This window comes from Streptomyces sp. NPDC044064 (genome assembly GCF_056434245.1).
In genome coordinates, this window is record NZ_JBWKFN010000006.1 from 316,628 (window position 1) to 341,068 (window position 24,441).

General features: G+C 71.5%; 18 protein-coding genes, 1 pseudogene and 1 riboswitch. Of the genes and pseudogenes, 17 read left to right on the forward strand and 2 right to left on the reverse strand.

Features of this window, described 5'->3' with window-relative positions; all coding sequences use genetic code 11:
* The first annotated feature begins 74 nt into the window (after positions 1–74).
* The 3 genes from mfd to AC07DS_RS12950 all read left to right on the forward strand — a co-directional run bounded on the left by mfd (position 75) and on the right by AC07DS_RS12950 (position 5,383).
* Positions 75–3,608, forward strand: a complete 3,534-nt coding sequence (gene mfd / locus AC07DS_RS12940) for a transcription-repair coupling factor (protein ID WP_479144664.1) — start codon at positions 75–77, stop codon at positions 3,606–3,608.
* A 219-nt stretch (positions 3,609–3,827) separates the two neighbouring features.
* Positions 3,828–4,544 carry an HNH endonuclease family protein gene (locus tag AC07DS_RS12945; protein WP_479144666.1) on the forward strand — a complete coding sequence of 239 codons (717 nt, stop codon included), beginning with the start codon at positions 3,828–3,830 and terminating at the stop codon, positions 4,542–4,544.
* A 95-nt stretch (positions 4,545–4,639) separates the two neighbouring features.
* Positions 4,640–5,383: an N-acetyltransferase gene (locus tag AC07DS_RS12950; protein WP_479144668.1), complete on the forward strand. Its 744-nt coding sequence runs from the start codon at positions 4,640–4,642 to the stop codon at positions 5,381–5,383.
* 36 nt (positions 5,384–5,419) lie between these two features.
* Here AC07DS_RS12950 and AC07DS_RS12955 read toward each other — a convergent pair whose 3' ends face one another.
* Both AC07DS_RS12955 and AC07DS_RS12960 read right to left on the reverse strand, forming a co-directional pair.
* Positions 5,420–6,172, reverse strand: coding sequence for a hypothetical protein (locus AC07DS_RS12955; protein WP_479144670.1), 753 nt, complete (start codon positions 6,170–6,172; stop codon positions 5,420–5,422).
* A 153-nt stretch (positions 6,173–6,325) separates the two neighbouring features.
* Positions 6,326–7,012 carry a hypothetical protein gene (locus tag AC07DS_RS12960; RefSeq protein ID WP_479144672.1) on the reverse strand — a complete coding sequence of 229 codons (687 nt, stop codon included), beginning with the start codon at positions 7,010–7,012 and terminating at the stop codon, positions 6,326–6,328.
* Positions 7,013–7,205: 193 nt separating this feature from the next.
* Between AC07DS_RS12960 and AC07DS_RS12965 the strand changes: the two genes are divergently transcribed.
* The 14 genes and pseudogenes from AC07DS_RS12965 to AC07DS_RS13030 all read left to right on the forward strand — a co-directional run bounded on the left by AC07DS_RS12965 (position 7,206) and on the right by AC07DS_RS13030 (position 24,341).
* Positions 7,206–9,353 carry an N-6 DNA methylase gene (locus tag AC07DS_RS12965; RefSeq protein WP_479144674.1) on the forward strand — a complete coding sequence of 716 codons (2,148 nt, stop codon included), beginning with the start codon at positions 7,206–7,208 and terminating at the stop codon, positions 9,351–9,353.
* Positions 9,354–9,504: 151 nt separating this feature from the next.
* Entirely contained in the window at positions 9,505–10,158 is a 654-nt protein-coding gene (locus AC07DS_RS12970) for a hypothetical protein (RefSeq protein WP_479144676.1), read from the forward strand.
* A gap of 38 nt (positions 10,159–10,196) precedes the next feature.
* Positions 10,197–11,690, forward strand: coding sequence for a serine/threonine-protein kinase (locus AC07DS_RS12975; protein ID WP_261386188.1), 1,494 nt, complete (start codon positions 10,197–10,199; stop codon positions 11,688–11,690).
* A 124-nt stretch (positions 11,691–11,814) separates the two neighbouring features.
* On the forward strand, positions 11,815–12,639 hold the full coding sequence (locus AC07DS_RS12980; RefSeq protein ID WP_479144678.1) for a glycoside hydrolase domain-containing protein: 825 nt from the start codon (positions 11,815–11,817) through the stop codon (positions 12,637–12,639).
* A gap of 143 nt (positions 12,640–12,782) precedes the next feature.
* Positions 12,783–13,430, forward strand: a complete 648-nt coding sequence (locus AC07DS_RS12985; protein ID WP_479144680.1) for a SurA N-terminal domain-containing protein — start codon at positions 12,783–12,785, stop codon at positions 13,428–13,430.
* Positions 13,431–13,563: 133 nt separating this feature from the next.
* A complete protein-coding gene (locus tag AC07DS_RS12990) occupies positions 13,564–14,532 on the forward strand; it encodes a nucleoside triphosphate pyrophosphohydrolase (protein WP_479144681.1) in 969 nt (322 codons plus the stop codon).
* Positions 14,533–14,607: 75 nt separating this feature from the next.
* Positions 14,608–16,953 (forward strand): tetratricopeptide repeat protein, encoded by a 2,346-nt coding sequence (locus AC07DS_RS12995; RefSeq protein WP_479144683.1) that lies wholly within the window; start codon positions 14,608–14,610, stop codon positions 16,951–16,953.
* Positions 16,950–18,227, forward strand: a complete 1,278-nt coding sequence (locus AC07DS_RS13000) for a cytochrome P450 family protein (protein WP_479144685.1) — start codon at positions 16,950–16,952, stop codon at positions 18,225–18,227. The genes AC07DS_RS12995 and AC07DS_RS13000 overlap by 4 nt, the downstream gene beginning before the upstream one ends.
* 196 nt (positions 18,228–18,423) lie before the next feature.
* Entirely contained in the window at positions 18,424–19,467 is a 1,044-nt protein-coding gene (locus AC07DS_RS13005; protein WP_479144687.1) for a transglycosylase family protein, read from the forward strand.
* A gap of 183 nt (positions 19,468–19,650) precedes the next feature.
* Positions 19,651–19,819, forward strand: a riboswitch (cyclic di-AMP (ydaO/yuaA leader).
* Positions 19,820–19,823: 4 nt separating this feature from the next.
* Entirely contained in the window at positions 19,824–20,513 is a 690-nt protein-coding gene (locus AC07DS_RS13010) for a transglycosylase family protein (RefSeq protein WP_479144689.1), read from the forward strand.
* A 373-nt stretch (positions 20,514–20,886) separates the two neighbouring features.
* Positions 20,887–22,173: a phosphopyruvate hydratase gene (gene eno / locus AC07DS_RS13015; protein WP_145876615.1), complete on the forward strand. Its 1,287-nt coding sequence runs from the start codon at positions 20,887–20,889 to the stop codon at positions 22,171–22,173.
* Between the two features lie 100 nt (positions 22,174–22,273).
* Entirely contained in the window at positions 22,274–22,750 is a 477-nt protein-coding gene (locus tag AC07DS_RS13020) for an FtsB family cell division protein (RefSeq protein WP_479144691.1), read from the forward strand.
* A 28-nt stretch (positions 22,751–22,778) separates the two neighbouring features.
* A pseudogene (locus tag AC07DS_RS13025) lies at positions 22,779–23,180 on the forward strand (DUF501 domain-containing protein); the annotation flags it as partial.
* Between the two features lie 258 nt (positions 23,181–23,438).
* Entirely contained in the window at positions 23,439–24,341 is a 903-nt protein-coding gene (locus AC07DS_RS13030) for a Ppx/GppA phosphatase family protein (protein WP_479144763.1), read from the forward strand.
* The last annotated feature ends 100 nt before the right edge of the window (positions 24,342–24,441 follow it).

Genomic DNA, 24,441 nt, shown 5'->3' on the forward strand with positions numbered 1-24,441 from the left:
CGTAGGCTGGCAACCCCGGCCCGTGAGACGTGTCGGGCTGTTTGCGTTGCCCCCTCCCCGGGATGGATGCCCTCATGAGCCTGCACGGTCTGCTCGACTCCGTAGTCAAGGACCCCGCCCTCGCGCAAGCGATCACGGCAGCCGCGGACGGCAACCGCATGCACGTCGACCTCGTCGGCCCGCCCGCCGCCCGCCCCTTCGCGATCGCCGCCCTCGCCCGCGAGGCCGCCCGCCCGGTGCTCGCGGTGACGGCGACGGGCCGCGAGGCCGAGGACCTGGCGGCGGCCCTGCGCTCGCTGCTGCCGCCCGAGGGCGTCGTGGAGTACCCCTCCTGGGAGACCCTCCCGCACGAGCGCCTCAGCCCGCGCAGCGACACCGTCGGCCGCCGCCTCGCGGTCCTGCGCCGCCTCGCCCACCCCCGCCCCGACGACCCCGAGACCGGCCCGGTCTCCGTGGTCGTGGCGCCCGTACGCTCCGTGCTCCAGCCGCAGGTCAAGGGCCTCGGCGACCTGGAGCCGGTGTCCCTGAGGACGGGCCGGACGGCGGATCTGAACGAGATCGTGGAAGCCCTCGCGGCCGCCGCCTACGCGCGCGTGGAGCTGGTGGAGAAGCGTGGCGAGTTCGCCGTGCGCGGCGGCATCCTCGACGTGTTCCCGCCCACTGAGGAACACCCCCTGCGCATCGAGTTCTGGGGCGACGACGTCGAGGAGATCCGCTACTTCAAGGTCGCCGACCAGCGCTCCCTCGAAGTCGCCGAGCACGGCCTGTGGGCCCCGCCCTGCCGTGAGCTGCTGCTGACGGACAGCGTCCGTACGCGCGCGCGTGCCCTCGCCGAGGAGCACCCGGAGCTGGGCGAACTGCTCGGCAGGATCGCCGAGGGCATCGCGGTGGAGGGCATGGAGTCCCTGGCGCCGGTGCTGGTGGACGACATGGAGCTGCTGCTCGACGTCCTGCCCAAGGACGCCATGGCCGTCGTGTGCGACCCGGAGCGGGTCCGCACGCGTGCCGCGGACCTGGTGGCGACGAGCCAGGAGTTCCTGCAGGCCTCCTGGGCGGCCACGGCAGGCGGCGGCGAGGCCCCGATCGACGTCGGCGCCGCCTCCCTGTGGTCCATCGCCGACGTCCGCGACCGCGCCCGCGAACTGGACATGATGTGGTGGTCCGTCTCGCCCTTCGCCGCCGACGAGGAGCTCGACGAGGACACCCTCAAGCTGGGCATGCACGCCCCCGAGACCTACCGCGGCGACACCGCCAAGGCCCTCGCCGACACCAAGGGCTGGCTCGCCGACGGCTGGCGCACGGTCTTCGTCACCGAGGCCCACGGCCCGGCCGCCCGCACCGTGGAGGTGCTCGGCGGCGAGGGCATCGCGGCCCGCCTCGACGCCGACCTCGGCGAGCTGAACCCCTCCGTCGTGCACGTCTCCTGCGGCTCGATCGACTTCGGCTTCGTCGACCCGGCGCTCAGGCTGGCCGTCCTCACCGAGACCGACCTGTCCGGCCAGAAGGCCGCCGGCAAGGACGGCGCCCGCATGCCGGCCCGCCGCCGCAAGACCATCGACCCGCTCACCCTGGAGCCGGGCGACTACATCGTCCACGAACAGCACGGTGTCGGCCGCTACATCGAGATGGTGCAGCGCACCGTCCAGGGCGCCACCCGCGAGTACCTGGTCGTGGAGTACGCCCCCGCCAAGCGCGGCCAGCCCGGCGACCGGCTCTACATCCCCACCGACCAGCTGGAGCAGATCACCAAGTACGTCGGCGGCGAGGCCCCCACCCTGCACCGCCTCGGCGGCGCGGACTGGACGAAGACCAAGGCGCGCGCCAAGAAGGCCGTCAAGGAGATCGCCGCCGACCTGATCAAGCTCTACAGCGCCCGCATGGCCGCCCCGGGCCACGCCTTCGCCGGTGACTCGCCCTGGCAGCGCGAGCTGGAGGACGCCTTCCCGTACGCGGAGACCCCCGACCAGCTCACCACCATCGCCGAGGTCAAGGAGGACATGGAGAAGTCGGTCCCGATGGACCGCCTGGTCTGCGGCGACGTCGGCTACGGCAAGACCGAGATCGCGGTCCGCGCCGCCTTCAAGGCCGTACAGGACGGCAAGCAGGTCGCCGTCCTCGTGCCCACGACCCTGCTGGTCCAGCAGCACTTCGGCACGTTCTCCGAGCGGTACTCGCAGTTCCCGGTGAGCGTTAAGGCCCTCTCCCGCTTCCAGACCGACACGGAGGCGAAGGCGACCCTGGAGGGCCTCAAGGACGGCGCGGTGGACGTCGTCATCGGCACCCACCGCCTGTTCTCCTCCGAGACCAGGTTCAAGGACCTCGGCCTGGTCATCGTGGACGAGGAGCAGCGCTTCGGCGTCGAGCACAAGGAGCAGCTGAAGAAGCTCCGCGCCAACGTCGACGTGCTGACCATGTCGGCCACCCCGATCCCGCGCACCCTGGAGATGGCGGTCACCGGCATCCGCGAGATGTCCACGATCACCACACCCCCGGAGGAGCGGCACCCGGTGCTCACCTTCGTCGGGCCGTACGAGGAGAAGCAGATCGGTGCGGCCATCCGCCGCGAACTGCTGCGCGAGGGCCAGGTCTTCTACATCCACAACCGGGTCGAGTCCATCGACCGCGCGGCGGCCCGGCTGCGCGACATCGTCCCCGAGGCGCGCATCGCCACCGCCCACGGCCAGATGTCCGAGTCGGCCCTGGAGCAGGTCGTCGTCGACTTCTGGGAGAAGAAGTTCGACGTGCTCGTCTCCACGACGATCGTCGAGTCCGGCATCGACATCTCCAACGCCAACACGCTGATCGTGGAGCGCGGCGACACCTTCGGCCTCTCCCAGCTGCACCAGCTGCGCGGCCGCGTGGGACGAGGCAGGGAGCGGGGCTACGCCTACTTCCTGTACCCGCCGGAGAAGCCGCTCACGGAGACCGCGCACGAGCGGCTCGCCACGATCGCCCAGCACACCGAGATGGGTGCGGGCATGTACGTGGCCATGAAGGACCTGGAGATCCGCGGCGCCGGAAACCTCCTCGGCGGCGAGCAGTCCGGGCACATCGCGGGCGTCGGTTTCGACCTGTACGTGCGCATGGTCGGCGAGGCCGTCGCCGACTACCGGCGGCAGCTGGAGACGGGCGAGATCGAGGAGGAGCCGCCGCTCGAGGTCAAGATCGAGCTGCCCGTCGACGCACACGTCCCGCACGAGTACGCCCCCGGCGAGCGGCTGCGTCTGCAGGCCTACCGTGCCATCGCCTCCGCCAACACCGAGGAGGACATCAAGGCGGTCCGCGAGGAACTCACCGACCGCTACGGCAAGCTGCCCGAGCCGGTGGAGAACCTGCTGCTGGTGGCCGGGCTCAGGATGCTCGCGCGCGCGTGCGGCGTCGGGGAGATCGTCCTGCAGGGCACCAACATCCGCTTCGCGCCGGTGGAGTTGCGCGAGTCGCAGGAGCTGCGCGTCAAGCGGCTGTACCCGGGCACGGTCATCAAGCCGGCCGTGCACCAGGTGCTGGTGCCCCGCCCGAAGACCGCGAAGGTGGGCGGCAAGCCACTGGTCGGCCGCGAACTGCTGGGCTGGGTCGGGGAGTTCCTCGCCTCCGTCCTGGGCTCGTAGGCGACGAGGAGGGTTTCGGGGTCGCAGGCCTTCAGAGGGCGTGCGACCCCGCAGCCCCGCGCTCCGTTCCGGGCGTCGCGTGCCCCCGCACAACACCCACTGCACGGAATCTCCTCGGCGGCCCCCGTCGGAGAGACGCCGTACGGCCGTTACGGTGGTGGGCGGAACGATCCGCCCCGCATGTGAGGGCGGACCCGGGGCGAACCAGGGGGGACGCGCGTGAGGCGTCTGAGGGGTGGGGCGGTCACCGCTGCGGTCGTGATGGTCGCGGTGGCCGGCTGCAAGGCAGAACAGGACAAGGGGGCCTCCGGGCCCGAGCGGACGGGAGGCGGGGGCGCCGCCCTCACGGCCGCCGAGTCGCTGCCCGTCAAGGGCCGCGCCCCGAAGACCGGTTACTCCCGGGCCCGGTTCGGCTCCGCCTGGGCCGACACCGACTCCAACTCCTGCGACACCCGCGACGACATACTCAAGCGCGACCTGAAGGACGTGAAGTTCACCGGCGGCAGCTGCAGGGTCACCTACGGGCTCCTGGAGCCCGACCCCTACTCCGGCAAGGACATCACCTACCGGCGCGGCCGCAGCCAGGTCGACATCGACCATGTCGTCGCCCTCTCGGACGCCTGGCAGAAGGGCGCCAAGTACTGGGACCCCAGCAAGCGCATAGCCCTGGCCAACGACCCCCTCAACCTGCTCGCGGTCGACGCGAGCACCAACCGGGGCAAGGGCGACGGCGACACCGCCACCTGGGTGCCGCCCAACCAGGCCTACCGCTGCACCTATGTGGCGGCCCAGGTGGCCGTCAAGCAGAAGTACGGCCTGTGGGTCACCGCCGCCGAGAAGGCCGCGATGAAGAAGGTCCTCACCGCCTGCCCGAACCAGAATCTCCCCACGGGCGGCAACCCGACGAAGGCCCCGGAGCGGTTCCGGGCGCGCTGAGCGGGGCCCGCCCCCGGCTCCGGCTGAACCACCGTCCCCCGGCACCCGGTTGAATTCGCTGTCCCCGCGGGTGTGTGCCGCATACGGTGACCTGCATGGACGTACAGGTAAGCACGCTCGCCGAGCGGCCCGACCGGCTGCAGGCGGTGCTCGGGATGGCCGACACCTGGCCCGAGTTCGTGACCAACGACCCCGTGGGCAGCGCCCACTACGGCCGTATCCCCACCGAACTGCCGCAGTACGCGCTGTTCGCCGAGGACGAGCGGGGCGACGTCGTGGCGCACGCCTTCAGCGTGCCCTTCTCCCTCGCCGCCGAGGGCCGGGGCACCCTGCCGGCCCGGGGCTGGGACGAGATCCTGCTGTGGGCCTTCGCCGACCGGCGCAGCGGCACCCGCCCGGACACGGTCAGCGCGATCTCCGTCGTCATCGCCCCGCACGCCCAGGGCCACGGCCTGTCCGCCGTCATGCTCTCGGCGATGCGGGACAACGCCCGCGGCCACGGCTTCAGCGAGGTCGTCGCCCCCGTCCGCCCGAGCGCCAAGCACCGCGAACCGCACACCCCGATCACCGAGTACGCCCACCGGCTCCGCCCCGACGGCCTGCCCGAGGACCCGTGGCTGCGTGTCCACGCCCGGGCCGGCGCCACCATCGACTCGATCGCCCCGGCCTCCATGACCGTGGGCGCCTCGCTGGAGGAGTGGCGCCGCTGGACCGGACTGCCCTTCGACACCCCGGGGGACGTCGAGGTGCCCGGCGCGCTGGTCCCGGTCCGCTGCGAACCGGAGCGGGGGTACGCCGTCTACGTCGAACCCAACGTATGGATGCGGCATCCGCTGTGACCTTGCGCCGGGCCCAGCGGCACCGGCCGTCCGGCCTCAGCCGCCCAGCGCGTCCAGGTCGATGACCTTCCCGGCGGGCTTCTTCGCCGGGACCGGCTTCTCGTAGTCGGTGAAGGACAGGTGCACCGGCTCCTTGACGCCGGCCGAACTGTCGACCCGCAGCAGATACGGCTTGCCCTGGGCCGCCACGTACAGCGTGTAGCGGTCCTTGCCGTCCTTCTCGTGCAGCACGATCGCCGGGGTGCCGTCGACGGTGGTGGTCTTCCCGCGGGTGGCGTCCGAGTTGACGTCACCCGCGCCGCCGAGGACCGAGTTCAGGTCGCAGAAGCCCGCGATGTCCTTGGCGTCCTTGCCCTTCGCCGACATCTTGGTCCACTTCCCGGCCAGCATCGACACGGCCGCGTCCGTGTCCTCCTTGGACTCGCCCTTGCTCTGGGCGCGCAGGAACGCCTCGTCGTACTTCATGTAGACGGTGTCCCCGGTCTTGATCAGGTCGGCCTTGCCCTGGCCGCCCATGCTCATCGTGCCGGCGCACTCGCCCTGCTTGTCCAGGGCCATGTCGAGGCTGATGGTGCCGGTGCTCTCGTCGTCGGCGACATCGCCCTTCATCCGCAGCGACGAGGCCCCCGTAGTGGCCTTCACCGCCCGGTCGGCGATCTGGCCGCCGCTCAGCCCGGTGAACGGGCCCTTCGGCTTGCTGTCCGCCTTGTCCTGCCCCGGCAGACAGCCGGTGAGTCCCGCGGTGGCCGCGGCGGCGAGACAGAGGGCGGCGATTGCGGTACGGCGCATGGCAGTTCCTTGCTGAGAGAAGTGAGGTGAAGCGGAACGTGGGGGTGACGCGATGTGGTGCGTGGTGATGTGCCGCGGATGCGGCGGGGCGGCCCGGGCGCACCCGGCCACGGGTCTGCCCCGTGTCTGCGGTGGAGGCGGCGACCCCTCGGGTCAGCCCGTCTTCTTCCAGCCGCCGCAGCCGGTCGTCTTGAAGTAGGCGTCCGTGGACCTGATGGTGACGACGGCCGTGCCGGAGGCGTTGTCGTTGGCCAGCACCGAGTCCGTGTCGCCCGAGGCGTCCTTGGCGCGCTCCCAGTAGCAGGAGTCGTCTTTGTTCCCGGAGGACTTGTAGGTGCCCGGCGCGATGTCCGTGCCGACCTTGAACATGCCGCCGTCGCCGTCCATCGAGGCGGCGGGCGTGCCCTTCGCCTTCGGGCCCACGGCCTGCCAGTCCTTGCAGTCGGTCGACTTGAACAGCTTGTCGCCGGCCTTGACGGTCACGTAACTCGTGCCGGTGACGTTGTCGTTGGCCAGCACCGAGTCCGTGTCACCGGAGGCGTCCTTGGCGCGCTCCCAGTAGCACATGCCGTCGGTGTTGCCGGAGGAGCGGTAGGTGCCGGGCTTGATGTCGGAGCCGACCTGGTAGTCGCCGGTCCCGTCGAGGGCCGCCTTCTTCCTCTCGGCGGCCTCGGCACCCCCCGGGTCCTTCTTGCCGCCGGGCTGGTGCGCGGCGGAGGCCGAAGAGTCCTTGCTCCGGGAACCGGCGTTCTTGCCGTCGCTGCCGGCGTTCGCGGACACGACACCGATGACGACGACCCCTACGACGGCGCCCAGCGCGATCTTGCCCTTCATCCCCATGACGGGACCCCCTCCCCTGGCGTGGCGACCGCCCCCTCCGGCTGGCCGCTCGTTCGCTGGGTCAATAAGACCAGAGCGTGTGAACCGAGTCAACACGATTCACATCATTGGTTGTGTACACGTGCGTGAAGGCAGGGATCTTGTGTACGCCGGTATGCTCGGCGCACACACGGGACGAGGGGGAGTGGGGCCGGTGCAGGACAACGCGACAGAGGTGACCGCGGCCGGTATCGCCCGGCTCGCCGGGGTGGGCCGGGCCGCCGTCAGCAACTGGCGCCGCCGGCACGCCGACTTCCCCAAGCCGGTCGGCGGCACCGAGACCAGCCCGTCCTTCGCGCTGGCCGAGGTGGAGGCCTGGCTGCGCAACCAGGGCAAGCTCGCCGAGGTCCCGCTGCGGGAACGGGTCTGGCAGCAGCTCGCCGGCCATCCCGAGGGGCCGGTCACCGCCCTGGTGCACGCGGGTTGCGCCCTGCTGCTCATCCATGAGCGCCCCACTGTCTGGCTCGACGTGAGCGCCGGCTCCGACGAGCGGCTGGCCGCGATGCTGCCCGGCGCGCTGGACCGGGTGCTCACGCCGCGCTTCGGCGCCGCATCCGCCCGCGGTGTTCACACCGACCGTTCCGCGGGCTCCTCATCGGCTGTTGACGGTCCGCTTCCTGTGAACACCGATACGGCGGCTCACAGCGAGGCCGGCTCCCCGGCCACTCACACCGCACCCGCCTTCCAGACCCCGACCGGCCCCCAGCTCCTCCCCTCCGCCCCTCTCCTGCGCGGCGCCGCCGAGCTGGCCGCCGAGACGGGGGCGCGGCAGACCTTCGAGTTCCTGCTGGGCCGGCATCTGGACGCGAACCCGCGCCAGTACACGCTCACCCCGGCCGAACTCGCCCGGCTCATGGCGGACCTCGCCGGTCCCGCCCGCACCGCCCTCGACCCGGCCTGCGGCACCGGCGCCCTGCTGCGCGCCGTGGACCCCCGCCCCGACCAGGAGCTGTACGCCCAGGACAGCGCGCCCGACCTCGCCGCGCTGACCGCGCTGCGGCTCGCCCTCAACACCCGGGCCACCGTGCGCGGCGCCGTCGGCGACACCCTGCGCGGCGACGCCCACCCGCAGCTGCGCGCCGACGCCGTCCTGTGCCATCCGCCGTTCAACGAGCGCAACTGGGGCCACGACGAACTCGCCTACGACCCACGCTGGGAGTACGGCTTCCCCGCGCGCACCGAGTCCGAGCTGGCCTGGGTGCAGCACGCGCTGGCCCGGCTGGCCGACGGCGGCACCGCCGTCCTGCTGATGCCGCCGGCCGCGGCCTCCCGCCGTTCCGGGCGCCGGATCCGCGCCGACCTGCTGCGCCGGGGCGCGCTGCGGGCCGTGCTCGCGCTGCCGGTCGGGGCGGCGCCGCCGTACAACATCCCGCTGCACGTGTGGGTGCTGCGCCGCCCGGACCGGACGCCCGCGGCGCCCGAGGTGCTGCTGGCCGACACCGGACGGTTCGCGGGCGAGGCGCGGGGCGGGCCGGACTGGCAGGCGGTACGGGACGCCGTCCTGGACGCCTGGCGGACCTTCGAGCGCGCGGGGCGGCTGGAGGAGCGGCCGGGGCTGGCGCGTTCCGTGCCGGTCATCGAGCTGCTCGACGACGACGTGGACCTCGCCCCCGCCCGCCATCTGCCGCCCCCGGCCGTGGCCGACGGCGTGGAGCAGCTCGCGGCGGTGCGCGAGCGCCTCGGCGAGACCCTGCGGCTGACCGCCGACCTGACCCCGCCCCCCGCCGGCCCGGTGCCGCCCGCACGCCGGCCGCTCACCACCGTCGGCGAACTCGCGCGCGGGGGCGCGCTGGTGCTGCGCACCGGCGGAAACGGCGGTCGCGCGCGCGTGCCCGTTCTCACCGACCATGACGTGCTCGCCGGAACGGCACCCTCGGGGACGCTTCCGGAGAGCGAAGAGGAGGCCGTGCTGACCGAACCGGGCGACGTCGTCGTACCGGTGCTCGGGGGTGGTTCGGTGGCGCGCGTCATCGACGAGGCGACGGGGGGCGCCGCCCTGGGGCGCAGTCTCGTGCTGCTGCGCCCCGATCCCACGGCGCTCGACCCCTGGTTCCTCGCCGGATTCCTGCGCGGTACGGCCAACCACCGCCAGGCCAGCAGCTACGCGTCCACGGCCACCCGCCTGGACGTGCGCCGCCTGCAGCTGCCCCGGCTCCCGCTCGACGAACAACGGCGCTACGGGGCGCGTTTCCGCGCACTCGACGAGTTCGAACGGGCGCTGCGCCATGCGAGCCGGCTCGGGGAGCAGCTCGTGCGCGGGATGTACGACGGGCTCACGGACGGCATCGTCGCGCCTGATTGACGGCGGCGCCCGGACAACGGTTCGGTACAACCCGGGCCGGTTGTCCGCGCCGGGCCATATGCTCGAAGCGACCATCGCACGAGTGGTGTTGTCCGCCCGGCCGAGCGCATCGGGCGGGCACGTACACCCATGTCAGGCATCAGGAGCAGTCATGCAGGGCCACGGCTACGCACGGCCGGTGAAGCAGCCGCCCCACATCGGGTGGCTGGTCTTCATGCGTGTGCTGTTCGTGGCGATCGGGATCTTCAGCCTCGGCTTCCTGACCTGGGCGATACTGCTGCGGCTGGCCGTCGTCACGCGCAAGTCGCTGGACTGGGGCCTGTTCGTGGCGGTGCTGGCGGCCGACTTCCTCGCCATCGTGCTGCTGGGCAGCGAGCCCGGCGAGGAGGTCCACACCACGGGCGGCTACCTGGGGATGGCCCTGATCCTCGGCGTCCTGCCCATCGTGCTCGTGTACTACCTGGTGGCGGACTCCCGGCACTTCCAGAACCTGCAGAAGGCGTACGAGGCGAGCCGCGGGCTGTCCGGGTACGGCTATCCGCAGCCCGCGTCGCCGTTCACGGCGACGATCGGGGCGCGGACCCCGGCGCCCGCCCCGTCCCCGCCCGCCATGCCCCCGGCGGCGCACACGCCCGTCCCGCGGCCCCCGTTGACGACCCCGCCGCCCCAGCGTCCGGCGCCCGCCCGGATCGAGCAGGTGCGGGCCGAGCTGGACGAGCTGAGCGACTACCTGCGCAAGCACGACGGCCACCAGGACGGCCGTGACGAGGGCAGGCAGGACGCCGGCCACGAGGGCGGACGGTGACCGTGGCGACAGGACGTGTCGTCGCCGGTCGGTACGAGCTGTCCACGCTCATCGGACAGGGCGGCATGGGCCAGGTCTGGACGGCGTACGACCAGCGGCTCGACCGGCGCGTGGCGGTGAAGCTGCTGCGCCCGGACAAGGTGGCCGGGCAAGAGGCGGACGAGCTGCGCCGCCGCTTCGTGCGCGAGTGCCGGGTCACCGCACAGGTGGACCACCCGGGCCTGGTCACCGTGCACGACGCGGGCAGCGAGGGCGAGGAGCTGTTCCTCGTCATGCAGTACGTCGACGGCGCCGACCTCTCCGACCACCTCGCCGAGCACGACCCGTACCCGTGGCAGTGGGCGGTCGCGGTGGCCGCGCAACTGTGCGCCGTGCTGAGCGCCGTGCATGCCGTGCCGATCGTGCACCGCGACCTCAAGCCGCGGAACGTGATGGTGAAGCAGGACGGCACGGTCACCGTGCTCGACCTGGGCGTGGCCTCGGTCATGGACACCGACACCACCCGCCTCACCCACACCGGCTCGCCGATCGGCTCACCCGCCTACATGGCGCCCGAGCAGGCGATGGGCGGCGCGGTCGGCCCGTACACCGACCTGTACGCGCTCGGTGTGCTCATGCACGAACTGCTCAGCGGGGACGTGCCGTTCGCCGGATCCACGGCGCTCGGCGTGCTGCACCGGCACCTGTACGAGCCCCCGCTGCCCGTGCGCCGTATCCGCCCCGAGGTCCCCGAGGCGCTCGAGGCACTGGTGCTGCGCCTGCTCGCCAAGGACCCGCAGCACCGGCCGGCCTCCGCACAAGAGGTGTACGAGCACCTGGCGCTGCTCCTGCCCGCGCGCGGGACGCCCACCGGGGCGCCTCTGGACCCCACGCGCCCATTCCTGCGCCCGCACGCCCCGTGGCCGGACCGGGCGCGGACGCCCGCGCCCCAGCCCGCCCCCGTGACGCCCGTGCCGAACACGGCCGAGAAGCCCGACGTCGCCGCCGCCGTCGACGAGGTCAAGCGGCTCCTCGGGGAGGGCCGGATCACCCAGGCCGTCGACATACTCGGCGCGATCCTGCCCGCCGCGGCCGAACAGCACGGCGAGCACTCCCCGGTCGTGCGCACCCTGCGCAAGCAGTACGCGGCCACCCTCATGGACGACGGCCAGTACCGGCGCGCACTGCCCGAACTGCGCCGCCTCGGCGACGAACGCGCCGCCGAGGCCGGCCAGGCCGACCCGCAGTCCCTGCGCTTCCGCTACGAGGCCGCCCAGTGTCTGGAGCAGCTCGGCGAACCGGCGGCGGCGCTCGCCGAGTACCGCGCGCTGCTGCCGTACTACGAGAACCAGTACGTATCCGGCGACCCGCAGCTCGCCCACGACGTGCGGCGCCGCATCGGCCACCTGCTGCTCGCGCTCGGCGACCGCCCGGCCGCCCACGACACGCTCGCGCGGCTGCTGATGGATGTCGAACGCTTCCAGGGCCCGGGACACCCGCTGGCCGCCGAGATCCGCCGCACCCTGCAGTGGCTGGGGCAGGTGCGCGGCTAGATTTTGCTGTTCCCTGAGGGATTCTTGTGATCTTCGGGGGATTGCGTTTCCCGAAGGCAGGGGCGGCGCCTTATAGGTTGCGCTTCGCTTTTCGCCAGGCACGTACGAGCAGGGGTGGGGTTTCATGGCCGGTCATCGGCAGTCGAAGAAGCGCAGGTACACCACGTGGGCAGTGGCCGGAGCGGCCGTCGTCGCCGGTGCCGGCATCGCCGCGCAGACCTCCATGGCCGCCACCGCCTGGCCCGCGCAGAAGACGTTCACCGGCCGTGCCTTCGACACCTGCACGGCGCCCTCCGAAGCCACGATGAAGGCCTGGCACACCGGCTTCTACGGCGCCGCCGCCGTCTACGTGGGCGGCAAGAACCGCGGCTGCAACCAGCCCAACCTCACGTCCAAGTGGGTCACGGACGTCACCGCCATGGGCTGGAAGCTCATCCCCCTGTACGTCGGCTCCCAGCCGTCCTGCGGGTCCGGCGGGTCCGTGAAGATCAGCGCCGCCACCGCCGCGTCCGTCGGCAGGTCCGAGGCGGACGACGCGGTGGCCAAGGCCTCGGCGCTCGGCATCAAGGCCGGCAGCCCGATCTACCTGGACATGGAGGCGTACGACACCACGAACACGTCGTGCAACGACGCCGTGCTGACGTACGTCCGCGCCTTCGACAAGGAACTGCACGCGAAGACGTACCGCGCCGGCTACTACGGCTTCACCAGCTCCAGTGCCAAGGCCGTCGCCACCGCCACCGACAAGACGGACCTGCCCGGCAACCTCTGGTACGCGCTGTGGGACAAGCAGAACACCACCACCGCGGACTGGCCGTGGGGCGCCACCCAGTTCACCGGTCACAGCCGCGCCCACCAGTACATGGTCAACAGCAAGGAGGCGCACGGCGGCGTCACGCTCACCGTCGACCGTGACGCATGGGACGCGCCGGTGGCCGTCACCGGCTGACGGCGGGACCGCCGGCGCGCGCGGCGGTGCCTGAAGTCGTGGTGAATCGTTGGTCGAATGGCTTGGCCAGAGCTGAGCCGCTGCCTACCATCGATCACCGCAAGACTTTGTGCACCGTCGCACAATCTCCTCGGGAGGTTTCCTTGCACCGCCGCCGTCGCACCGCGCTCGTCCTCTCCGCCGCGATCGCCGCCGCGGCCCCCCTTCTTGCCGCCTGCGGAAGCGATGCGCACCCCGGCGCGGCCGCCGTCGTGGGAGGGCAGCGGATCACCGTCGCGCAGCTGGAGAACCGGGTCAACGAGGTACGCAAGGCGCAGCGGGCCGCGGTGCCGGACGAGACCCAGTACCAGCAGGTCCTCTCCTCCACCAGCAGCCTCACCCGCGACACCCTGCACAACATGGTCCTCGACCGGGTGCTGCACCGCGCCGCGCAGGACGGGGGGATCACGGTCACCCGCAAGGAGGTCCTGCAGATGCGCAGCGGCCTGGAGCAGCAGGCCGGCGGCACCAAGGGGCTGGAGACGGCCTGGCTGCAGAAGTACGGCATCGCGCCCGCGCGGCTCGACGACAACCTCCGCCTCCAGCTGGAGGCGCAGAAGCTCGCCGCGAAGCTCGGCACCGACACCGCTCAGCCCGCCTTCTGGAAGGCCCTGTCCAAGGCCTCCGAGGAACTCCACGTCGACCTCAACCCGCGCTACGGCTCCTGGGACGTGCAGAAGAGCAGCCGGGTGGACGCCAAGACGCCGTGGGTGCGGGAGGTCACGGCGGGCGGACAGCAGCAGACGGCCTAGCGGGCGGTCTCCGGGGTGCCGTAACGGTACGGCTGGCGGCCTGTGGACGACCGCCGGTCATACGATCACACGGCACCCCTGCCCCTGTGGACAACCGATCCCGTCCCTCTTCACCGTGGGTTAGGTTCGGATCGTGAACGCAACCAGCCCCGAAGCCGCCCCCGGCCGCATCGTCCTGCTCACCACCAGCCACCGTGTCGCGCCCGGCCTGCTGTCCTGGCCCGCCTGGCAGGCGCTGCGCGCCGCCGACGCGGTGCTGTGCGCGGACGGTGCGCACCCGCAGCTGCCGTATCTGCGGGAGGCCGGGATATCGGTGGCGCAGGAGTCCCCCTCCGCTCAGGAGCTGGTCGACGCCTGTGCCGGCGGGCGGACGGTGGTGGTCGTGGCCACCGGTGAGGGAGAGCCCGCCCTCACCGACGGCCTGGCCCGCCTGGCCGGCTCCGGCCGGGTGCGGATGCCGGAGCTGGAGCTGCTGCCCGCCTCCTACGACCTGCCCGGCGCCCGTCTCCTCGACCTCGTCCAGGTCATGGACCGCATCCGTCTCGAATGCCCCTGGTCGTCCCGGCAGACCCACCAGGGCCTGGCGAAGTACGGCATCGAGGAGGCGTACGAACTGGTCGAGGCGATCGAGGCCGGCGACCGCGACGAACTGCGGGAGGAGCTGGGCGACGTCCTGCTCCAGGTCGTCTTCCACTCCCGCATCGCCGAGGAGGACCCGGAGACGCCGTTCTCGATCGACGACGTGGCCGGCGGCATCGTCGCCAAGCTGATCCACCGCCACCCGCACGTCTTCGGCGACGAGAAGGCCGAGACCCCCGAGGACGTCAAGGAGCACTGGCTCCGTACCAAGGCCGAGGAGAAGCGGCGCACCTCGGTCACCGAGGGGGTCCCCCTCGGCCAGCCCGGCCTCGCCCTCACCGCCAAACTCGCCTCCCGCGTCCGCACGGCGGGCCTGGACGTCGCGCTGCCGAAGGGGGAAGGCATCGGCTATGAGCTGCTGGCCATGGCGGTACGGGCCGAGGCGGAGGGCGTGGACCCGGAGGCGGCGCTGCGGGCGGCGGCCCGGGTGTACCGGGACACGATCAAGGAGACGGAGGGCTGATTGCCCACAGGGCGTCAGAGCCCTTGTGCCTCAGTACCGTTGACCTGAACGTGGTCGTGAGGTGTGGGGGCGTGCGTGAGGCTGGAGTCGGAGCTGGCGAGCGTTGGGGCCGAGGTCCTCGTGGCGAGGCGGGACCCGGTGGAGTGGACCCGGGTGAGGAAGGCGTTCGCGGCCTGGTTCAAGGACAACGGCGCTCCCGGCTACGAGACCGAACTCCGCGTCGACCCGTGGCCCGCGGCCGGTCTCACGGACCTGGAACGGAAGGTCTGGTTCACGCGGGTACGCATGACGCTCGACCATGCACCGGACAAGGGTGCGGCGGCTGAGCAACTACGCGGCCTCATAGGGGAGTTCGCTCCGGCTTCGGACGAAGGACGCGCCCCCGCTCCGGGCCCGGAGCAGCGCGCACCTCGCCTCTCGGACCACGTCGACTTCCGGCGCGGCACCTTCCAGGGGCCGGTTGTCGGCGTCCAGAACAACTACGGCACGCAGCCGGGTGCCGGGTACGCAGACCCCGACAACTGGCCGACCGTGGAGGAAGTCGACCTGATGAGGCTCGGGGTGCGGCGCACCCGGCGGTTCGGCACCGAGACCGGTGTCCCGGGCTACGTCCCGCGGGATGTGGACGAGATGCTGCAGGGCTGGCACGAGCGTGACGGCCTCCTCGTCGTCACCGGCGGCCCGTCGTCCGGCAGGACGAGGACCGCCTGGGCCGCCATGTTCGACCACCTGCCGCTGCACGCCCGGGTCTACGTGCCCCCGCCGAGCGCGGACCTCCGGGGCCTCCCCGGACTGCTGCGCGGACGCGACGACCCCCATGTCCTCTGGCTCGACGAGCTGGAGCGCCATCTGGGGGACCACGGGCTCGACCTGGGCCTGCTCGCCGAGCTGGCCCGTCTGCGGGTACCGGTGGTGGCCACGATGAGCGACGAGGAGTACGACAGACACCGGTTCGGCGCCGGACCGGCGTCCCGGCTGCTGAGCCAGGCCAGGACGGTGCCGTTGAGTTCCCGGTGGAGCGAGGGCGAACTCCGGCGGCTCGCAGGGCTGGCTCCCGGCGACACCCAGCTGGCCGACGCCCTCCGGTGGCGCGGCGACAGCGGAGTCACCCAGTACCTCGCCGTCGGCCCCGAACTGTGGGAGCTGTGGCGCCGCGCCGCCCTTTCCAACAGCCGCCATCCGCGTGGGCACCTGGTGGTGAGAGCCGCCATCGATCTCGTGCGCTGCGGTGTCACCGGAGACATTCCCAGGCAACTGCTGGAAGCCGCGTGCGTCTGCTACGGAGCTGCCCAAGTGGCCGGGCTGCCGGAGACCGAGTCGTTCGAGGACGGGCTGGCCTGGGCGGCCGAGCGGCGGCAGGCGGTGACCGGCATGCTGGTGCGGGGAGTGCCGAGACACGTGGGGGACAGCGACGAGACGTGGCGGCCGTACGGCTCGCTGGTCGCGGACGTGATGCGGGACCCGTCCTCGGCGCCGGTCCCGCTCGCCGTATGGCGCTGCGCGCTGGACGGGACCCGGTACGACGCCGACGTGCGCCGGGGAGTGCTGGTCAGGGCGTACGAGGTGGTCGAGCCCCGCGCGGAGGGCGGCGATGCCGAGGCGATGCACGTGATGGGGCTGGTGGGTGAGGCCGCGGGGGACGAGGCGATGACGCTCGCGTGGTTCCGCAGGGCGGTGGACGCGGGGAGGACACAGCCGGCGGGACGCGTCGGAGAAATTCTTCTCGGCCAGGGGAAGGCGGAGCAGGCGCTTCCGTATCTCCGGACGGCTGCCCAGGACTGCCCCGAGGGCTCGGAGGGCCCCACGGCCAGGCTTCTCGGGCAGGCCTACCTGACACTGGCCGAGCAGTGGTTGGGAAAGGCCGCGAAGGCCGATGATGCGGAGGCGTCCCACCAGCTCGGTGATCTGCTGCTCGGCAGGGGAGACCTCGAGGAGGTGGGAGATCTCTACGTGACCGCCGAGTCCCATGGACACGCTCCGGCCGCCAGGAGCGTGGGTGTGCACCATCTGCTGCAGGGTGAGGGAGAGGCGGCCCAGGTCTTCCTGAGCCGCGCGGCCGACACGGGGGACGAGCGGGCGGCCGCCCTGCTGCACATGATCACCGGCAAGGCCCAGACGGTGGCGGAGGCCGAGGCGTCCTTCGTGGAGGCCATGGAAACGACTCTTTACCCGTGGGACCACACGAACCTCGGCGTCGTACTGGAGAAGCAGGGACGCGAGAGTGAGGCCCTGCGCCACTACGAACAGGGCTATGAGCGGGGCGACGCCCACGGTGCCTACCGGCTGGCCCTCCTCCTCGAAGCGGACGGCAACGCCGACCGGGCGAAAGCCTGGTACCGCAAAGCCGCGGCCCTGGGCCACTGCGCTGCCCTGAAGGCGCTCGGCCAGACGTCCGGGAAGCCGGATACCGTCAAGGAGTGACCAGCCAGCCCAGCCACCCCCACCCCCCGACGGCCCCCGACCTCTTCACCTGGGAGTTCGCAAGCGATCCCTATCCCGCCTACGCCTGGCTCCGCGAGCACGCCCCCGTGCACCGGACCCGGCTGCCCAGCGGGGTCGAGGCCTGGCTGGTCACGCGGTACGCCGATGCCAAGCAGGCTCTCGCCGACCAGCGGCTGAGCAAGAACCCGGCGCATCACGACGAGCCCGCGCACGCGAAGGGGAAGACCGGTATCCCCGGCGAGCGCAAGGCCGAGCTGATGACGCACCTGCTGAACATCGACCCGCCGGACCACACCCGCCTGCGCCGGCTGGTCAGCAAGGCGTTCACGCCCCGCAGGGTCGCCGAGTTCGCGCCCCGGGTGCAGGAGCTGACCGACCACCTCATCGACCAGTTCGCCGAGCGGGGCTCGGCCGACCTCATCCACGAGTTCGCTTTCCCGCTCCCCATCTACGCCATCTGCGACCTGCTCGGCGTCCCGCGCGAGGACCAGGACGACTTCCGGGACTGGGCGGGAATGATGATCCGGCACGGGGGAGGGCCGCGGGGCGGGGTCGCACGGTCCGTCAAGAAGATGCGCGGCTATCTCGCCGAACTCATCCACCGCAAGCGCGAGGCGCTGCCCGCCGAGCCGACCCCGGGCGAGGACCTGATCTCCGGCCTCATCCGCGCCTCCGACCACGGTGAGCACCTCACCGAGAACGAGGCCGCCGCGATGGCCTTCATCCTGCTGTTCGCCGGGTTCGAGACGACCGTGAACCTGATCGGCAACGGCACCTACGCCCTGCTCACCCACCCCGAGCAGCGCCACCGCCTGCAGCGGTCCCTGGCCGCCGGGGAGAGGGACCTCCTGGAGACCGGGGTCGAGGAACTCCTGCGCTACGACGGCCCGGTGGAGCTGGCCACCTGGCGGTTCGCCACCCGGCCGCTCACCATCGGCGGGCAGGACATCGCCGCCGGGGACCCGGTGCTCGTCGTACTCGCCGCCGCCGACCGGGATCCGGAGCGGTTCGCCGACCCGGACGTCCTGGACCTGTCCCGCCGGGACAACCAGCACCTCGGGTACGGCCACGGCATCCACTACTGCCTCGGCGCCCCGCTCGCCCGTCTGGAGGGCCAGAACGCGCTCGGCACCCTCCTCACCCGCCTGCCCGACCTGCGGCTCGGGGCGGACCCGGCCGAGCTGCGCTGGCGCGGCGGGCTCATCATGCGGGGCCTGCGCACCCTCCCCGTGGAGTTCACGCCCGTTCCCTGAGTGCGGCTCGAACGGGCCGGACGCGGGCAGAGGTTCGCCCGGTCGAACATGACAGGCACTCTCTTCTGTGATCTTCACGTGATCTGCGCGGCATTAACTTGTGACAAGTGATCGTCTGCCTATACGTTCACTCATCAGCGTGGCCCCCGAGTTCCATCGGCCACGCCGGCCCCGCTGTCGCACGAAAGGCTTCCGCATGCTCTCCGGGAACGGTCGTCACCGTCGCCCCCGTCAGGCTCCGGCCCTCCTCGTCGCGGCCGGCGTGACCGGCTCCGCCATCGCCATCCCGCTCCTCGGCGCGGCCAGCGCCAACGCGGCCGACGGCACCACGTGGGACAAGGTGGCCGAGTGCGAGAGCGGCGGCTCCTGGAGCGCCGACACCGGCAACGGCTACTACGGCGGCCTGCAGATATCCCAGGACGACTGGGACAAGTACGGCGGCACGACGTACGCCTTCAGCGCCGACCAGGCCAGCCGTTCGCAGCAGATCGCCGTCGCCGAGAAGATTCTCGCCGACCAGGGCACCACTCCCTGGGCCACCTGCGCCCTGCTCTCCGGCATGACCTCGAAGTCCGGCTCCGTGGACGTCGACACGGGCGTCTCGGGCTCCGACTCGGGCTCCGGTCACTCCGGTGACTCCTCCAAGTCCTCGGACTCGTCCAGCTCGGACGACAACTCCGACTCCGACGAGAATTCCGACTCGTCCGGACTGCCGGATTCGCCCTCCTCGTCACCCTCGTCCGACTCCTCCTCGGATGCGAAGGGCAAGCCGTCCCCGAGTGCCGACAAGGGTGCCGACTCCAAGGGTTCCAGCAAGGGTGCAGACACCCCCAAGTCCGACAAATCCGCATCGCCCGGGTCGGGGCAGGCTCAGGATGGCGAGTCCGTCACCACGGATCCCGCAACGGAGGACTCGGACAATTCGTGGCAGACCAGCAGCTCTTGGAGCCTGGTCGACACCGGCGCCCTCGGCAGTGGCGGGCGCCACCGCGGTGGCAGTGCGGATGAAAGTGCGGCAAACGGACAGAATGACGCCCCGTCGGGCCGTCACGCCGGCCGAGAGGCGGGCACCTACGTCGTCCACGAGGGCGACACCCTCGTCTCCATCGCCGACTCCCTTGACCTCGACGGCGGATGGCACGCGCTCTACGCCGAGAACAAGAAGGCCATCGGCGCCGACCCGAACCACATCAGTGCCGGTCAGACCCTGAAAGTCGGTACCGAAAAGGGCGACGAGTAGCGGGAGTTGACGCCCCGCTTCGCTCACTAATGTCCGTTTTGGTGAAAGTGTGGGATGAGTCTCAGAAGCCCTGATCGTCTTTGAAATTCCGCCGATCGCCTGTCTACGGTCAAGGCCGCTCGTCACCACGAGCCCCGGCATCCGCAACGCCGAGTCCTGCCAGCGGTCGCCCGGGAACAGTCGTCGCGTCATGCGCCGTAGGCAGGAGCGGGGGACCCAAGGTAAGCGCCAGGAACGGCAGTTGATGCCGGCACTGGCTTGGGGTGAAGCCGCGTCCCGTGAGGGTCGCGGCCGGGCAACTCAACCGGCCCGAATCCGACAGCTCACCTCGCAGGCGTCGGTGAGGGGATCGATCCATGCTGTTTTCCGGCAAGGGCAAGCACCGTCGTCCGTTCAAGGCCACCCGTGCCATCGCGCTCGCCGGTGTCACCGGCGCCGTCGTCGCCGCCCCGCTGATGGCGGCCGGCAACGCCTCCGCCGCCACCGCCTCCGAGTGGGACGCGGTCGCCCAGTGCGAGTCCGGCGGCAACTGGTCGATCAACACCGGCAACGGCTACTACGGCGGCGTGCAGTTCTCCGCCTCCACCTGGGCCGCCTACGGCGGCACGGCCTACGCCGCCCGCGCCGACCTGGCCACCAAGCAGCAGCAGATCACCGTCGCCGAGAAGGTCCTCGCCTCCCAGGGCAAGGGTGCCTGGCCGGTCTGCGGCACGGGCCTGTCGAGCACCCCGTACAGCGGTACCGCGGCGGCCCCGTCGAGCGGCAGCTCCTCGAAGACCACCACGACCACCACCCGCGCCGCCGAGCCGCAGGCCGCCTCCCGCTCCGCCGAGCGTCCGGCCGCGAGCCAGACCGTCACCACCCCGACCGGCAAGAAGGTCAAGAAGGGCGACGGCGAGTACAAGGTGGCCAAGGGCGACACCCTCAGCACGATCGCCGAGAAGCACAAGGTCAAGGGCGGCTGGAAGAAGCTGTTCGAGCTGAACAAGGACATCGTCCAGGACGCGAACCTCATCTACCCGGGCCAGCAGCTGCACCTGAAGTGACACCTGGCTCCCACCGGAACCACAGTGCTCTCACAAGGCCTGCCCCCAATCTGAAGGCCTCGTGAGGGGCATCCCCCCGTCCCCACGGGCTCCCCGCCCCGGCGCGTTTTCCCCCGTACGCGCCGGGGCGGGGTTGTTTGTGTCCCCAGCCTGCTCCCCGCCCCGATTCCTCTCCGTCTTCCCGCCCGTTTCCCACTCTTCGGCCGGGCCTCATCCACAGGCCTCTTTGTTCCGAGCCTGAACAATAGGTACGGTCTCCCTGTTCCTACCTGTCCACGGGACGGTCGGTCGGTGGCCGAAGCCCCCGGGACGGTTAGGCTCTAGGCGCAAGGCACACAAGCCCCGCACAACCAGCGTCACATCCACGAAGGAGATGCTCGTGCCGTCCATCGACGTCGTCGTAGCCCGGGAAATCCTGGACTCCCGAGGCAACCCCACGGTCGAGGTCGAGGTCGGCCTCGACGACGGCAGCACGGGTCGTGCCGCCGTCCCGTCCGGCGCCTCCACCGGTGCCTTCGAAGCCATCGAGCTGCGCGACGGTGACCCGAACCGCTACCAGGGCAAGGGTGTCGAGAAGGCCGTCCTCGCCGTCATCGAGCAGATCGGCCCGGAGCTGGTCGGCTACGACGCCACCGAGCAGCGCCTGATCGACCAGGCCATGTTCGACCTGGACGCCACCGACAACAAGGGCTCCCTCGGCGCCAACGCCATCCTCGGCGTCTCCCTCGCCGTGGCCCACGCCGCCTCCGAGGCCAGCGACCTCCCGCTCTTCCGCTACCTGGGCGGCCCGAACGCGCACCTGCTGCCGGTGCCGATGATGAACATCCTGAACGGCGGCTCGCACGCCGACTCCAACGTGGACATCCAGGAGTTCATGATCGCCCCGATCGGCGCGGAGTCCTTCTCCGAGGCCCTGCGCTGGGGCACCGAGGTCTACCACACCCTCAAGAAGGTCCTGAAGGGCAAGGGCCTGTCCACCGGTCTCGGCGACGAGGGCGGCTTCGCCCCGAACCTCGGCTCCAACCGCGAGGCCCTCGACCTCATCCTCGAGGCCATCAAGCAGGCCGGCTACATCCCCGGTGAGCAGATCGCGCTCGCGCTCGACGTCGCCGCGTCCGAGTTCTACAAGGACGGCAAGTACGAGTTCGAGGGCAAGTCCCGCTCGGCCGCCGAGATGACGGAGTACTACGAGGAGCTCGTGGCGGCCTACCCGCTCGTCTCCATCGAGGACCCGCTGTTCGAGGACGACTGGGCCGGCTGGAAGGTCATCACCGACAAGCTCGGCGACAAGGTCCAGCTGGTCGGCGACGACCTGTTCGTCACCAACCCGGAGCGCCTGGCCCGCGGCATCGAGGAGGGCACCGCCAACGCCCTGCTCGTGAAGGTGAACCAGATCGGTTCGCTGACCGAGACCCTGGACGCCGTCGAGCTGGCCCAGCGCAACGGCTTCAAGTGCATGATGTCCCACCGCTCCGGCGAGACCGAGGACGTCACCATCGCCGACCTGGCCGTCGCCACCAACTGCGGCCAGATCAAGACCGGCGCCCCGGCCCGCTCCGAGCGCGTCGCCAAGTACAACCAGCTGCTGCGCATCGAGGAGATCCTCGACGACGCCGCGGTCTACGCGGGCCGCTCGGCCTTCCCCCGTTTCAAGGGCTGACCCATCTCGGGCTAAGCCTTAGCCAGTCGTACGTACGTCCCCGTACCCGGTCCCGTACCGTGTGCGGGGACGTACGCACGTGTGAAGGGGAGGCGGGGACATGGCCGTGAAGGACCGGGACCGGTTCTCCACCGCGACCAGGCTCAAGCTGCTCGGCGAGCAGACGGCGGCCCGCGTCTACCGCTCCCAGACCAAGCGGCAGGCTCGCCGCTCCCGCCTCACCGGCCGCGCGGCGCTGCTCGCGCTCGTGCTGTGCTCGCTGATCGTCGCGCTCGCCTATCCGATGCGGCAGTACGTCTCCCAGCGCGCCGAGATCGCCGACCAGCAGCGGCAGCAGGAACAGGCCCGCAAACGGGTGGAACAGCTGCGCGACCTCAAGGCGCGCTGGCAGGACGACGCCTATGCCGAGCAGCAGATCCGGCGCCGGCTGCACTATGTGATGCCCGGTGAGACCGGGTACGTCGTGATCGACCCGGGTGCGGCCAAGCAGGCCCGCGCCGACCTCGGGGCCGCCCACCGGCCCTGGTACGCGAACGTCTGGGACGGGGTCGACAAGTCCGACGCCTCCGACCAGTGAACCGACAGAAAGACAGCTGAACACAGTCATGGAAACGCCTCCGCCGCCCACTCCGCGTACCGAGCCGACCGACGCGGACGTCGAGGCCTTCAAGCAGCAGCTCGGGCGTCCGCCGCGCGGGCTGAGGGCGATCGCGCACCGGTGCCCGTGCGGGCAGCCGGACGTCGTGGAGACCGCCCCGCGGCTGCCGGACGGCACGCCCTTCCCGACGACGTACTACCTGACGTGCCCGCGCGCCGCCTCGGCGATCGGCACGCTGGAGGCGGACGGCGTCATGAAGGAGATGACGGAGCGACTGCAGAACGACCCCGAGCTGGCCGCCGCGTACCGGGCCGCGCACGAGGACTACATCCGGCGCCGGGACGAGATCGAGGTCCTGGAGGGCTTCCCGAGCGCGGGCGGCATGCCGGACCGGGTGAAGTGCCTGCACGTGCTGGTGGGCCACTCGCTGGCCGCCGGCCCGGGCGTGAACCCGCTCGGCGACGAGGCGATCGCCATGCTGCCGGAGTGGTGGCGCAAGGGGCCGTGCGTGCAGCCGCTCGTGGCGCCCGACCCGGCGGACGAGCACCCGGGCGAGGAGGGCGCGGTCCTCGACCCCGCCGAGGTCCGCAGCGGCTTCTACGCCGGCAGGCCGCCGGTCGCCGAGGGCTTCTCGCGTGTCGCGGCCGTCGACTGCGGTACGAACTCGATCCGGCTGCTCGTCGCCGACGTGAACCCGGCGACCGGTGAGCTGCTGGAGCTGGACCGGCGCATGACGATCGTGCGGCTCGGCCAGGACGTGGACCGCACCGGCCGGCTGGCGCCCGAGGCGCTGGAGCGGACCTTCGCGGCCTGCCGCGAGTACGCGGACGTCATTCGTGAACTCGGCGCCGCCAAGGTGCGGTTCGTCGCCACCTCGGCCTCCCGGGACGCGGAGAACCGGGACGACTTCGTGCGCGGTGTCGTCGACATCCTCGGTGTCGAGCCCGAGGTCATCAGCGGCGACCGGGAGGCCGAGTTCTCCTTCACCGGTGCCACGAAGGAGCTCAAGGGCCGCGAGGACCTCGCCAAGCCCTACCTGGTCGTCGACATCGGCGGCGGCTCCACCGAGTTCGTGGTGGGCGAGGACCACGTACGGGCCGCGCGGTCCGTCGACGTGGGCTGCGTGCGGATGACCGAGCGGCATCTGGTGCAGGACGGCAAGGTGAGCGACCCGCCCACCGCGGAGCAGATCGCCGCGCTGCGGGCCGACATCGAGGCCGCCCTGGACCTGGGCGAGGAGAGCGTCCCGCTGCGCGAGGCGCGGACCCTGGTCGGCCTGGCCGGCTCGGTCACCACCGTGTCCGCGATCGCCCAGGACCTGCCCGAGTACGACTCCGCGCGCATCCACCACTCCCGCGTCTCCCGCGACCGCGTCCGCGAGATCACCGAGTGGCTGCTGCGCTCCACGCATGCCGAGCGCGCCGCGATCGCGTCCATGCACCCGGGCCGGGTCGACGTCATCGGCGCGGGCGCCCTCGTGCTGCTCGCGATCATGGAGCGGACCGGGGCCGAGGAGGTCGTCGTCAGCGAGCACGACATCCTCGACGGCATTGCGTGGTCGGTGGCGTAGCTCTCTTTTGTTACTGGTCGGTAGCTGTCGGCTGAGCAGGTCGGATAACGTCTGAGCGGGACTGAGGGGCCCTCGAGGGTCCCTCGGTGACGGCCGGTCG

Coding starts and splice junctions, on each gene's coding strand:
- AC07DS_RS12960 (WP_479144672.1), bottom strand. CDS start 7,012: ATGGGGATGAAGGGCAAGATCGCGCTGGGCGCCGTCGTAGGGGTCGTC.
- AC07DS_RS12950 (WP_479144668.1), top strand. CDS start 4,640: ATGGACGTACAGGTAAGCACGCTCGCCGAGCGGCCCGACCGGCTGCAG.
- AC07DS_RS13005 (WP_479144687.1), top strand. CDS start 18,424: ATGCTCTCCGGGAACGGTCGTCACCGTCGCCCCCGTCAGGCTCCGGCC.
- AC07DS_RS13010 (WP_479144689.1), top strand. CDS start 19,824: ATGCTGTTTTCCGGCAAGGGCAAGCACCGTCGTCCGTTCAAGGCCACC.
- AC07DS_RS13020 (WP_479144691.1), top strand. CDS start 22,274: ATGGCCGTGAAGGACCGGGACCGGTTCTCCACCGCGACCAGGCTCAAG.
- AC07DS_RS12970 (WP_479144676.1), top strand. CDS start 9,505: ATGCAGGGCCACGGCTACGCACGGCCGGTGAAGCAGCCGCCCCACATC.
- AC07DS_RS12955 (WP_479144670.1), bottom strand. CDS start 6,172: ATGCGCCGTACCGCAATCGCCGCCCTCTGTCTCGCCGCCGCGGCCACC.
- mfd (WP_479144664.1), top strand. CDS start 75: ATGAGCCTGCACGGTCTGCTCGACTCCGTAGTCAAGGACCCCGCCCTC.
- eno (WP_145876615.1), top strand. CDS start 20,887: ATGCTCGTGCCGTCCATCGACGTCGTCGTAGCCCGGGAAATCCTGGAC.
- AC07DS_RS12980 (WP_479144678.1), top strand. CDS start 11,815: ATGGCCGGTCATCGGCAGTCGAAGAAGCGCAGGTACACCACGTGGGCA.